This window comes from Paenibacillus faecis, assembly GCF_008084145.1.
Lineage (GTDB): Bacteria > Bacillota > Bacilli > Paenibacillales > Paenibacillaceae > Fontibacillus > Fontibacillus faecis.
Genome location: NZ_VSDO01000004.1, coordinates 714,613 through 727,206 on the forward strand (window position 1 = coordinate 714,613; position 12,594 = coordinate 727,206).

Here is a 12,594-nt window from a genome sequence, read left to right on the forward strand (position 1 = left end):
TAAACTTTATGAAGAAGTGAGGGGGTAGACCGGATGAAATATCAGGGCGGAACTAAATTGAAAAGGATGCTGTCTCTGTGGATGGCCTTATTGATGCTGCCGTTTCAGGTCGCAGGATTCGCCGCCGCGGAGGAAGCGGCAGACGGGGGAGCGCCGACCGGACCGGAGATCGTGGCGGAATGGGGGGGTGATCAGGCATACGCTTACACCGATGACGTTATCTCGGCCACGTATGGAGCGTACCGTTCGGCATCGCTGATCTCCGCCGCCGGCGGACCGTATTACGAGCAAGCCAGCGGGGAAGGGATTCAATATCAAGGATGGGATCGGGGCAAGGACAAAAAATATTGGCTGGCGCTGATCCCCACAAAGGGCTTCCGGAATATCACGCTGTCGTCCGAGCAGAAATCCTCCGGATCGGGGCCGCGCGACTTCCGGCTGGAGATCAGTAACAATGGTCGCGACTGGACCAAACTGAAGGATATTGAGCTGTCCAAAGGAGCCTACAGTAAAATCAACGATCTTCCGCTTACGGCGGCCGCCGACGATCAAGACTTGCTCTATGTCCGCTGGATCGTCGCTTCCGAAATCGCGACGGACTCGAAGGCGAATTCCGCCGTGGGACCGTACGGCTCCAGCTATTTGAAGGATGTTCGCGTGAAAGGCGATCCGATCGCCGGTGCCGGGCATACGCCTGTCGTTCCAACGATCGATCTGGCGTATTCGCCCAAAGACGGAGCGGAGGAAGTTCGCGTTGACACGCCGCTTACGGTGAAATTCAACAAGAACATTGCCCTGACCAGCGACGCGTCCGCCGTCATTACCGACGGAACCGACACGTTGCCGCAAGTGTCGTTGGAAGTTGCAGGCAACACGCTGCGGATCCATCATCCGGCATTCGCTTACGGTAAAACATATACGGTTTCCATTCCGAATAGGGCCGTCGAGAGTAAGGACCATGCCGCGCTGGTGCGCGATATTTCCTGGAGTTTTACCGTACAGGACTCCCCATATCTACCGAAATTGATCAATATGACCTTCAACGCGGACCCGAAGACAGGCATCGCTTTTGCGTGGTATACGGACGAGATGACGGACACGAAGGTACAGGTCGTCGAAGCCGCGCGCATGACGGCAAAAGAGTTCCCGGCACAGGAAGCGCGGGAATTCACGGGAACCGGCGAAGTCATTAAGACGTTCATGTCAAAGAGCGACCGGGAGTCCGGCGATCAGGCGCAATTTATCAGCCACAAGGCGATCGCCGACGGCTTGAAGCCGGGGACGAAGTACCGTTTCCGCGTCGGCGACGGCAAGGAATGGAGCGAGACCGGTTCGTTCACGACCGATGCGGCGGACCATCAGCCATACCGCTTCATCGTCGGATCGGATTCCCAAGCGTCGAGCAAGGAGGATTTCGAGCCTTGGGGGGATACGTTCCGCAAAGCGCGCGCCCATATCGGCGATCCGAAGTTCCTCATCAATGCCGGCGACCTGGTCGATAACGGCGACCTGGAGGAGCAATGGCAGTGGATGCTCGGCGCGGCGCAGGAAGAATTGCTGAACGTGCCGTTCGTACCTGTACTGGGCGGCCATGAAGTTCAAGATTACGACGGAGACGAGACGACGCCCAACAACAACTTTTACTACCATTTCAACCTGCCGCGGAAAGTGGTCGCGGCGACGCAGGACGGTTCCGTCTACGCCTTCGAATACGGCGACGCGCTCTACATGGTGTACAACTCGCAATTTGACGGCAAGCTGAACGAAGACGGAACGGTGAATTGGGACGACGAGCAGCACGAACAGTTCTGGAATCAGGTGGACTGGATGCGCAACACGGTTGCCAAGACGGACAAAAAGTGGAAGTTCGTCACGTTCCACAAATCCCCTTACGCGGCCGGCGACAATTCGGCTCAATGGGAAGGCGGACGCATTGAATTTTATAAGAAAAATTTGATCCCCGTCTTCGACGAACTGGGCGTCGACATGGTCTTTGAAGCGCATGACCATATGTACATGAGGTCTTTTCAAATGTACGGCGACAAAGTCATCGATCCCGACAGCTTGGAGAAGGATGGGGAAGGCAATGTGATTAACCCGCAAGGCACGGTCTATCTGATGTCCAACGCCTTCGGGAACAAGTTTTATTATAAAAACAATCAGTACGTGATCGGCGAGGACGGCGAACCGGTGGAAGCGATCGGCCCGGATGGCAAACCGATTCCGTACGACGACTATTTCGCCGCGAAAGACGAACAGCCGGAGAAGAAAATGTTCACCGACGTATCCATCGCGGACCAAGTCATGAAATTTACCGCTTATACCGCGGCGGTGGAAGACGAAGGTAAGGAAGGGACGGTCGGCGACGGATTGTTCGCTTACGACCGCTACGGTATCAAACGCACGGACACCAAGCCGGATAAGGTGGAACAAGCCAAGGCCGCGCTGCAAGGCAACAAGGCCGTTCTCTCCTGGAAAGCCCCGGCGAACAGCAAGGAGTCGGTAAGAGGGTTCCGGGTTTACGAGAAAAACGATAAAGTCAAAACCTACTGGAGCGAATATGTGCCGACGAAAGCAGGGCAGACGGAGTACAGCCTCGCCGTGGAAGGCCTGAATCCGGCCATAAAATACGATTTTATCATCAAAGCCGTCGGCAGAAGAGACAATTCCGCTCCGGTCGAGACGAGCACGATGGACGGTCCCGTGGACCGGGAACCGCCGTCCGCGCCGACGAATTTGCGCGGAACGGGAGTTTCGCCCTTCCAGATCAATCTGAGCTGGAACGCATCGCCCGGCACGGCCGCGCCGGCGGGATATCATGTGTACCGCGACGGAGCTTTGGTCGGGACGACCGCGGAAACGTTCTACCACGATACCGGATTGCAGCCGGAAACGTCCTACCGTTATGCGGTCAAAGCATACAGTGCGGCGGGCGTCGAATCACTGGCGAGCAACGAAGCCGTGGTGAAGACGAAATCCGCGCCGGCGGGCGAAGGGCCGCACCGGGCGTTCCCGCAGCATACGGCGTATGCCGCGGGTTCGATCAAGCCCAGCCATGTGACGCAAGCGCAAATGGATCAGACCGTGGCCCGGCTCTACGATGAATGGAAGGCGAAATATTTGAAACGCCATCCGTATCTGGCGGCTTCGGAACCCGACCAATACTATGTATGGTACGCCGACGGCGATTGGTTCGAGGAAGAGTTCGATGAAGAATTGGGCGTCGAATATATGGCGACCACCGTGTCCGAAGCGCATGGCTACGGGATGTTGATCACCGCCTTGATGGCCGGGCATGATCCGGACGCGAAGCGATATTTTGACGGGATGTTCCGTTATTTCAAGGCCCATCCAAGCCATATCAATCCGAATCTGATGGCCTGGAAGCAGGGCGATACGGGGAAGGACATCGTTGACGTCGACGGCGCCGATTCCGCGACCGACGGGGATATGGACATCGCCTACGCGCTGCTGTTGGCCGACAGCCAGTGGGGCAGCGGCGGGGAGATCAACTATCTGGCCGAGGCGAAGAACCTGATCGGCGCGATCATGGACAGCGAAGTGAACCGGGACGACTGGATGCTGCGGCTCGCCGACTGGGCGACAAGCGGCAAGTGGGCGTCGGCGACAAGGCCTTCCGATTTCATGCTGCAGCATATGAAAGATTATCGGAACGTAACGGGTGACAGCAACTGGGACCGGGTCGTCGAAACAACGTATGACATCATCGATGAACTGGTTCGCAATTACAGCCCGAACGCGGGGCTGCTCCCGGATTTTGTCGTGAAGTCCGGCGGCAAATACGCTCCCGCGGAACCGAACTTCCTGGAATCGGAATACGACGGGGATTACAGTTACAACTCTTCCCGCACGCCTTGGCGGATCGGCACCGATTACCTGATCACCGGCGACGCGCGGGCGAAGGAACAGCTCGGTAAGCTGAACCAATGGATTCGCGGGGTTACCAACGGGGATCCGGACCAAATCCGGGCGGGGTACAAACTGGACGGCTCGCAAGCGATCGAGGAATATGGGGATATTACTTTCTCCGCTCCGCTGATGGTAAGCGCGATGGTCGATTCCTCCAATCAAACGTGGCTGAACCGGTTGTGGGATCACAATGCGGCGGTACGGACGGAAGATGATGTGTATTTCGGCAACAATCTGCGCCTGCTGAGCATGATTGTCGTATCGGGCAATTGGTGGTCGCCTTCCGTGACGGACACCGAGGCGCCTTCCGAACCGACGATCGAAAAAGCGGAGGCCGCTTCGTCCACGGCCATTACGCTGAAATGGGCTCCGTCCTCCGACAATCTGGGCGTTGCCGGTTACAAAATATACCGTGACGACGTCGAGATCGCAACGACGATGAAGACGGAGTATCGGGATACCGGCCTGTCCCCGGGTACGACGTACAAATATTTTGTGGTTGCGTTCGACGCGGCAGGAAACTTGTCGAAAATGAGCAATATGAGGTTCGTGGCAACGCTGGGATCGTCGGGTGGCGGTTCTGGCAGCTCCGGCGGTTCCGGATCTAGTGGCGGTGGTTCGGCGTCCACACCGGGCGGAACGAAGACCGAACCGGAAGTTACGGCGCCGGAACCGGGGAAAACCCCCGATGCGGGCGGGACTCGGCCAGGGAAGAAGAACTTTATCGATATCGGCGATAAATACGCTTGGGCGAAAGAGGCGATTGAAGAACTGGCGGCCCAAGGCATTATCCGGGGCACGTCCGATACGACCTTCGAACCGGGACGAAAAATTACTAGGGCGGAATTCACCGTGCTGCTGGTGCGAGCGCTCGGACTGAAAGCCGATTTTGCGACAAGCTTCGGCGATGTCGCTTCGGACGCTTATTATTACGAAGCGCTGGGCATCGCCAAAAAACTCGGTATCGCCAAAGGAGTCGGCGCCGACCGTTTCAATCCGCAAGCGGTCGTTTCCCGGCAGGAAATGATGGTGCTGACGGCTAGAGCACTGCGGCTGGGAGGCAACCTCGGCGATGGCGCGGGAATCGCGGCCGACCTGGAACGTTTTACGGACGCCGATACCCTGGCCGACTATGCTGTCGACAGCGCTGCGTCTCTCGTCAAGGAAGGCATCGTCCAGGGCGACGGGGCGAACCTTCGCCCGGGAGCCCCAACAACGCGGGCGGAATCCGCGGTCATGATTCACCGCATTTTCAAGAAATACGGCTTATAATCTGAAAGAGAAACCCGGGCAAAGCCCGGGTTTCTCTATGGCACCGTCGCGATATTCAAAAACCCCCGCTTTGTAAAGCGGGGGTTTTCCTGCGTAAACTAGTTGGCGAACGTATAGCTGTCGTTGGTCTTCTTCAACATTTCCTTAAATCCGGGAGAAGCGTACAGCTTCTTGTCCTTCGTGATAAAAAGGACTTCCGTGTTCGGCGTATTTTCCGCGAATTTAAGCCCGTCCTCAATGCCCATAATCAGCAGGGAAGTGTCCATCGTATCGGCATCGGTGGAGCGGTCCGTCACGATCGTCACGCTGCTGATATTGTTATCGACCGGATAGCCGGAACGCGGATCGATGATGTGCTGGTACAGTTTGCCGTCTTCCACGAAGAAGCGCTCGTAAATCCCGGCGGTAACGACGGTTTTGTCTTCGACCCGGACGGTTCCGATCGGATTGCCCCGTTCCTGCGAAGGATCTTGAATACCGATGTTCCAGGTGGAGCCGCCCGGCTTGCTGCCCATCGCAAAAATATTGCCCCCCAGGTCGATGATCGCGCTGCTGAAACCCTGTTCCGCCAAATAGTCGTAGATGGCGTCCGCGGCGTAGCCTTTTCCGTAGGAGCCAAGGTCGAGCTGCATCCCTTTATCACGCAGGTAAATCTCGTGTTTCTCCGGGTTAAGCTCGATCCTGCGGTAATCCGTCAGCTTACGGGCGGCTTCGATGTCCGCGGCCGGTGGGACGTGGGCTCCCTCATGGCCGATGTTCCAAAGGCTGACGAGCGGGCCGATCGACGGGTCCAGCAGGCCGTCCGTTTTCCGGGCATAGTCGACGGCGAGCTGCACGAGTTCGAACGTATCCGGCGAAACCTCCACGGGGGCGATACCCGCTTGCGCGTTTACCTTATGGATCTCGCTGTCCTCGTTCGTCCGGCTGATTTTGCGGTCGATATCTTTCATCAGAGCTTCCAGCTCTTTAAAGTTGTTGGCGGTAGCCCGGTTATCGTAAATTTTGATGTTGACGACGGTATCAAATATAAAAAAGGTCTGCGCCAAAGGCTTTACGGAGGTTCCTGACTTCGACGAATCCTTCGCGGCGGAGGCGGCCCGCACATCGGCCGGGATGTCCGCCGCCTTCACATTCGCGGAATCGCCGTTTGTACAGCCTCCAAGCAGCGTCGTAATCATGGTCAGAGCCAGCAACAGGATTGCCGTTTTGTTCTTTTTCATATGCGTAGCCTCATTTCTCCCGTTATCTCGCCTTGATTTTAGCAGAAATAAAAATGAGCTAAAAGTACTTTTATTCACAAAGTAAGAATTATTCTCATAAACCGTCTTTTAAGTGAGGATTTTGTGAAATGGGTCCTGGATTGAGACATTTATCACATGGGAGTGAGGAAAGTTACAGGTATAATGGTTTCATCTAAGATTTATATAATTAAAAAATAAGATAAAGGAGTTAGCCATGAAACGTGGAGATATCCTGCTGATCGGGCTGATCGTTGTCATTGCCGCGGCGTTCTTGGTCCCCCGCTGGTTTGCCGGGGAATCAAGTGAAAAATATCACAACGAGACTCGCATCGCTAAAATTTCTGTGAACGGCAAACTGTTGCGCACGGTGGAGTTAACCGGAGAGGAACAGGAGATCGAGATTAAAACGGAGTACGGGTACAACCTCTTGAAGGTTCACGATTACGGGATTGAAATGATCGATGCGGACTGTCCGGATAAAGTATGTTATACGTTTGGATTCATTGAGCGCAACGGCGGGACCATCGTTTGTTTGCCGAATAAGCTGCTCGTGGAAATCGAAGGGGCGCCCGGAGAAGGAGATGAGGTCGATGCCGTCGTTAAATGAACAATCCCATCTGGCCTTAAAAAGAACGGTCATCGTCGCCATTTTTGCCGCGGTAGCGGTTGTGCTCAGCCTGGTGGAAAGCGTGATCCCCGTGAATATGAGCATCCCCGGCGCCAAGCTGGGGTTAGCCAACATCATGGTGCTGACGTGCCTTTATTTTCTCCGGGCAAGGGACGCCCTGATGATGGTGCTGTTAAAAACGCTGCTGACGGCTTTTATTTTCGGCACGTTTTCCAGCTTTTTATTCAGTATTATGGGGGCGCTGTTCAGCTTCGCGGCGATGTGGTTCCTGCTGCTGGTTGGACGCAAACGGCTTAGCGTCATCGGAATCAGCATCGTGGGGGGGATCGCCCATAACATCGGCCAGCTGACCACGGCGGCGCTGTACTTCAAAACGTCGAATATATTCTACTACTTGCCGATGCTGCTTCTCATGGGGGTATTGACCGGCATCGCGGTCGGTATCGCGGTTCGCTATCTGATCCCGTCTTTGTCCAAACTCGCGCTGTTCGACGGATTTTTGACCGAAAACGCCTAGCCAATTTATGGCCGGAGATCGGCCGGAAAGGGGAATGACGATGAATTCTACCGGGCTCGCTTATGAACTGCAGCAGGTTTCTTTTTCTTATGACCCGGAACATCCGGTCCTCAGCGATTTGTCCTTCTCCATCCCGCAGGGAAGCTGGATTTCCCTCGTCGGTCCGAACGGCTGCGGCAAATCGACGCTGGCAAGGCTGCTCGGGGGGCTTCTGGCCGCCAACGCCGGCACCATTATAGTAGAAGGAACGCCTCTGCTTAAGGAGACCGTTCAGCAAATCCGGCCGCGAATCGGGATGGTGTTTCAGAACCCGGATAACCAGTTTATCGGGGCCACCGTCGAGGAAGATATCGCCTTCGGCCTGGAAGGGAGATGCCTGCCGCGCGAGGAGATGGTCGAGCGGGTTCACCGTTACGCGGAAAAGCTGGAAATCGGCCATCTGCTGTCCAAACACCCCTCCGAGCTGTCCGGAGGGCAGAAACAGCGGGTCGCTATCGCGGCGATTTTGGCGCTGGAGCCCGGAATTCTGATTTTTGACGAAGCGTCCTCCATGCTGGACGAACGGGCCCGGGGGGAATTGCTGGCCATTTTAAAAGAAATGAAGGGTTCCGGGAGGTACACCATGATCTCGATCACGCATGATGCCGATGAAATTCTGGCCTCGGATCGGGCGATCGTGCTCCATAAGGGCGGAATGGCCGCGGATCTGACGCCGCGGGAGTTGTTCGGGGACGAAGCGCTGCTGGATGCCTGCCGTCTGATCGCGCCCTACGGAATCCGCCTTTTGAATGAACTCCGCAAGCGGGGGATCGACCTCTCGGCCGAGTCTCCGAAGGAGGTGGCAGACGCGATATGGCCATTGTATTCGAACAGGTAAGCTTCGCCTACGACGACCGCAGCCTCTGGCGTCAAAGCGCGCTGGAAGAGATCTGCCTGACGTTGGAGGAAGGTGTGTTTGCAGCCGTGGCCGGGGCCTCGGGATCGGGGAAATCGACGCTGTTGCAGCTGTTCAACGGGATTCTGAGACCGACCGGTGGAAGGGTGCGGGTACTGGATTGGGACATTCAGGCGGGGGAGAAACCGTTGCCCCTGCGCCATCTTCGCCGGCGGGTCGGACTTGTGTTCCAGTTTCCGGAACAGCAGTTGTTCGAGGACACGGTGGAAAAAGATCTCTGCTTCGGCCCGTTGAACTTCGGCATGACGCGAGCCGAAGCGAGAGTGCGGGCGAGCCGGGCTCTGGACATGGTCGGGCTGGACGATACCCTGCTTGGGCGGAATCCGTTTCACCTCAGCGGCGGACAGATGCGCAAAGTGGCGATCGCTTCCGTACTGGCGATGGATCCCGACGTGCTCGTCCTGGATGAGCCGACCGCCACGCTCGATCCGCAAAGCCGGGCCGAGCTGGCGCTTCTGCTGTCCCGGCTGCATCGGGAACAAGGGAAGACGGTCATCGTCGTTACGCACCGTCTGCAGGAGATGCTGCCGTACGCGGGCCTGTGGATCGTCATGAAGGAAGGCAGACTGGCCTTCCAGGGCGGTGCCGCCGAATTGGTCCGGGAGGCGGAGAGGTTGGAGCGCGATTGCGGCCTGGCCGTCCCGGCTTGCATCGCCATGTGGAACGAAGTCGCGGGCAGGCTGGGCCTGAGCGGCGAGGAGCCGTGCTTGACGCCGGAGACGCTGGCGGAGCGCCTCGCCCGTTTGCTGAACGAACCGAGCGGGCCGGGAGTTGGCCATACGGGGAGAGGGGGATAACCGTGCGCAACAAACTGCTGTTCGGCCGCCGGATCGATACCGGCTCATGGGTTCATGGCCTGGATCCGAGAGCCAAGCTTACCGGCATGCTGCTGTATCTCGCGGCGATCGTGCTCGTCGGCTCATGGCGGGCGCTTGCTTTGGCCGCGCTCTTTTCCCTGACTTACATGACGGCGACACGGATCCCGCTCAAGTATTATGTCAAGGCCGCCAAGCCGCTCTGGGCGCTGATGGTGTTTATATTCGCGGTCCAATGCCTGACGGTGGATCGGGGACAAGTGATTTGGCGCCTCGGGTCCTGGGCGTTATATACCGGGGGCCTAAGCAGCGGATTCATCGCCGCCTCGCGTATGGCGCTGCTCGTTTCGTTCACGGCGATTCTGACGTTTACGACCACCCCCGGGCTCCTGAACCAGGGGCTGGCCGGCGTGCTGGCGCCTTTTCAGAGAATCGGACTGAAACCCCAGCGCCTTACGCTGATGATGAGTATCGCGCTGCGGTTCATCCCGACGATTTTGGAGGAAACGCAAAAGATATTGAAGGCCCAGGCCGCCCGGGGCGCGGATCTGAAGGAGCTGCCTTGGCGGGAGAAAGGGAGAATGCTCGTGTCCTTGCTGGTGCCCGTAACGGTCGGCGCTTTTCGCCGCGCGGAAGAATTGGTCCTATCGATGGAATCGCGGGGATATACGATCGGCGCGCCGCGCACGGAATACCATCGGCTTGGCTGGAGCCGCCGGGATACCTGGTTTGTGTTGTCTTATGTCGCCTTGATTGCGGCGGTACTGATGTTGAGATAAATAAAAACGCGCGAACTGGACGCGGAAATCTGGAGGAGGAGAACGGGGTGGCACGTTATTTTAACGGTAGAGAGGTCGAACTGCTTGCACCGGCGGGAACGTTTGAAATTTTCAGAGAGGTGATCGAGTCGAAGTGCGATGCCGTCTATTTTGGCGGTCCCAGTTTGAATATGAGGCTGATGCGCAAAGGCTACAACTTTTCCCGGGAAGAAATCACGGAGGCGGTCAAGATCGCCCATACTTTGGGAAAAAGAGCGTACGTCACGGTCAACAACTTGTTAAACGAAGGGGAGATTGACGAGGCTGCGGAATACCTGCGGTTTCTCGAGCAGGCGCGGCCGGATGCGATTATCGTTCAGGATTTCGCCGTCTTGGCGCTGATCCGGGAATTGAAACTGACGATTCCGGTGCATTCCTCGGTCATGATGAATGTACATAACGTGGAAATGGTCAAAGCTCTGAAGGAGCTCGGAGTTACCCGGGTCGTGACGTCGCGGGAAATGGATCTGCATACGACGCGTTATCTGCAGTCGGTGACGGGGATGGAGCTGGAGTATTTTGTGCACGGGGATATGTGTTCGGTTCACGGAGCGAATTGTTACTTCAGTTCGCTGGTGTTCGGCATGAGCAGCAACCGGGGCAAGTGCCTGAAGCCGTGCCGCTGGGACTACCGGGTCAAAAAGGACGGGAGTATTTACCCAACGGAATACCCGCTCGCCGTCAAAGATATGTTCATGTACGAGCATATCCCGGAACTGATTCACGGGGGAATCACCTCGTTCAAAATCGAGGGGCGGATGCGGGACAAAGCGTTTGTCATCATGCTGGTCAACGCCTACGGCGATGCGATCGACCGGTACATCGACGATCCGGCGGGTTTTGAGCGAAGCAAGGATACGCGGCTGCTGTACGATAACCGGAAACGCGATTTTTCCACGGCTTATGCTTTCGGGCGTCCGGGCTTGTCGAACATCAACAAGCGTTACGAGGGGACGGGCAAGTTCTACAGCACGGGAAAAGTGTTCAGCACACCGACCGAGGAACGGGAATTGGGCGTAAAACGGCTGGATGAAATTCGCGGACAGTGGGCCGCGCTGGCCGGTGCCGGAGGCGGGGAAACCGAAAAAAGCCTGCCCGAGATCTCGGTGCATGTCAACAACAAGGCCCAGGCGCTGGCCGCGCTGGAGGCGGGGGCGGACCATATTTACCTGTCCGGCGACGTGTTTGAGCCGGATCGTCCGTTCACCAAAGCGGAGATCCTGGAGCTGGCGGCGGTAAAGGGACGGGCAAAGCTGTATTTGGGCCTGCCGCGGATGATGACGGAGCTGCATTTCGACATTTACGATGCGCTGCTGTCCGGGGAACGGCTGCCGATCGACGGGCTTATGGTGACGAACCTTGGAGCGATTCGCCGCTTCGCCGGCAAGGGCTATCCGCTGGTCGGAGACTTTAACCTGAACGTATACAATCGGTTGTCGGCGGAATTTTACGCCGGGCTTGGCGTCCGGCGGCTGACCGCTTCGCTGGAATTGCCGCTGCTGGACTTTACGGCGCTGCTGGCTCACGCCCCGGTGCCGCTGGAAGCGATCGTGCACGGCTCGCCGGCCTTGATGTACATGGAGCATGACCTGTATGAAAATGCGGAGGTGTTCGAGCCGATCGGGGAGGAAGACAACCGGTTCGTCGACAACAGCGTGCTCGTGCTGATGACGGACAAAGGCGAGAACCCGGTGTACCGGGACGCGCACGGCCGCAATCATTTGACCATGGCCAAGGAGCTGTGCCTCCTGCCGCTGGTCAAAGAGCTGAAGGAAGCCGGGCTGGCCGTCTTCCGCATCGAAGGGGCGACCTACCGGCTGGAGCGGCTGCGCGAGGTCGTGGCCGCCTACAGAGCCGCGCTGGCGGAGCCGGATACGGCCGCCGAGCGCTTAGCGGGCCTGCCGCCGGTTTACGCCGGCTACACGCTGGGCGCGCTGCAGTTTGACGGCGGCGCGGAGGGGACGGCGAGTGCTGAGGTGGCGGAGCCGGCCGCGGCGGCGCGGGCGTAAGGCGCACCAGACCCCGCGCGGCTCTAGCCGCGCGTTTGGAAGAGCCGCGCGGGGAAGGCCGTAGGCCGTCGCGGCGACTGGGCGCACCGCGGGAGTGCACGCTACAGGCTTGCCGGCGGCGGCCGGCAAGCACCGCTGCTCTGCCCGTTGCCCTGTTTCGGCCAACTGCGACAATTAGCTGGAAAAACTCCCGCTAATTGCGCACGTAAGCTATCCATTTACCAATTTAACAGGAAAAACTGGAGTTAATTTTGCTATTTTCGCCGACATTTACAGGTTTTCTCTAAAATAACTCCAGTTTTTCCAGTTAATTCGGCTATCACCGGAATAACGGGTGAAATAGCTGGAGTTTTTCCCGCTAATTTTGTCTTAACCGTGTCAACAGGGCACCAATTAACGAAACCAAAGG

At 57.4% G+C, this 12,594-nt stretch carries 8 protein-coding genes; 7 read left to right on the forward strand and 1 reads right to left on the reverse strand.

What is annotated here, in order from left to right:
• Window positions 1–33: 33 nt before the first annotated feature.
• Window positions 34–5,202, forward strand: a complete 5,169-nt coding sequence (locus tag FRY98_RS20965; RefSeq protein ID WP_211373338.1) for a glycosyl hydrolase family 8 — start codon at window positions 34–36, stop codon at window positions 5,200–5,202.
• A 98-nt stretch (window positions 5,203–5,300) separates the two neighbouring features.
• On the opposite strand, the gene FRY98_RS20970 is transcribed toward FRY98_RS20965, so the two are convergent.
• Window positions 5,301–6,422 (reverse strand): FAD:protein FMN transferase, encoded by a 1,122-nt coding sequence (locus tag FRY98_RS20970; protein WP_148455599.1) that lies wholly within the window; start codon window positions 6,420–6,422, stop codon window positions 5,301–5,303.
• Window positions 6,423–6,657: 235 nt separating this feature from the next.
• On the opposite strand from FRY98_RS20970, the gene FRY98_RS20975 reads away from it, so the two are divergent.
• Genes FRY98_RS20975 through FRY98_RS21000 form a run of 6 tightly spaced genes read left to right on the forward strand, consistent with a single transcriptional unit; the run spans window position 6,658 to window position 12,185 of the window.
• Window positions 6,658–7,050, forward strand: coding sequence for a NusG domain II-containing protein (locus FRY98_RS20975; protein ID WP_148455601.1), 393 nt, complete (start codon window positions 6,658–6,660; stop codon window positions 7,048–7,050).
• A complete protein-coding gene (locus FRY98_RS20980) occupies window positions 7,034–7,588 on the forward strand; it encodes a Gx transporter family protein (RefSeq protein ID WP_148455603.1) in 555 nt (184 codons plus the stop codon). Before FRY98_RS20975 ends, FRY98_RS20980 begins: the two co-directional genes overlap by 17 nt.
• Before the next feature lie 40 nt (window positions 7,589–7,628).
• On the forward strand, window positions 7,629–8,465 hold the full coding sequence (locus FRY98_RS20985) for an ATP-binding cassette domain-containing protein (RefSeq protein WP_148455605.1): 837 nt from the start codon (window positions 7,629–7,631) through the stop codon (window positions 8,463–8,465).
• The gene (locus FRY98_RS20990) at window positions 8,441–9,340 is read left to right on the forward strand and encodes an ATP-binding cassette domain-containing protein (RefSeq protein ID WP_148455607.1); all 900 of its coding nucleotides are present in this window, start codon (window positions 8,441–8,443) and stop codon (window positions 9,338–9,340) included. Before FRY98_RS20985 ends, FRY98_RS20990 begins: the two co-directional genes overlap by 25 nt.
• Before the next feature lie 2 nt (window positions 9,341–9,342).
• Window positions 9,343–10,137, forward strand: a complete 795-nt coding sequence (locus FRY98_RS20995) for an energy-coupling factor transporter transmembrane component T family protein (protein ID WP_148455609.1) — start codon at window positions 9,343–9,345, stop codon at window positions 10,135–10,137.
• 47 nt (window positions 10,138–10,184) lie between these two features.
• Entirely contained in the window at window positions 10,185–12,185 is a 2,001-nt protein-coding gene (locus FRY98_RS21000; RefSeq protein ID WP_148455611.1) for a peptidase U32 family protein, read from the forward strand.
• Window positions 12,186–12,594: the final 409 nt, after the last annotated feature.

Bases quoted from the DNA above. Each gene is read 5' to 3' on its own strand.
- FRY98_RS20965 (WP_211373338.1), top strand. From the start codon at position 34: ATGAAATATCAGGGCGGAACTAAATTGAAAAGGATGCTGTCTCTGTGG.
- FRY98_RS20970 (WP_148455599.1), bottom strand. From the start codon at position 6,422: ATGAAAAAGAACAAAACGGCAATCCTGTTGCTGGCTCTGACCATGATT.
- FRY98_RS20975 (WP_148455601.1), top strand. From the start codon at position 6,658: ATGAAACGTGGAGATATCCTGCTGATCGGGCTGATCGTTGTCATTGCC.
- FRY98_RS20980 (WP_148455603.1), top strand. From the start codon at position 7,034: ATGCCGTCGTTAAATGAACAATCCCATCTGGCCTTAAAAAGAACGGTC.
- FRY98_RS20985 (WP_148455605.1), top strand. From the start codon at position 7,629: ATGAATTCTACCGGGCTCGCTTATGAACTGCAGCAGGTTTCTTTTTCT.
- FRY98_RS20990 (WP_148455607.1), top strand. From the start codon at position 8,441: ATGGCCATTGTATTCGAACAGGTAAGCTTCGCCTACGACGACCGCAGC.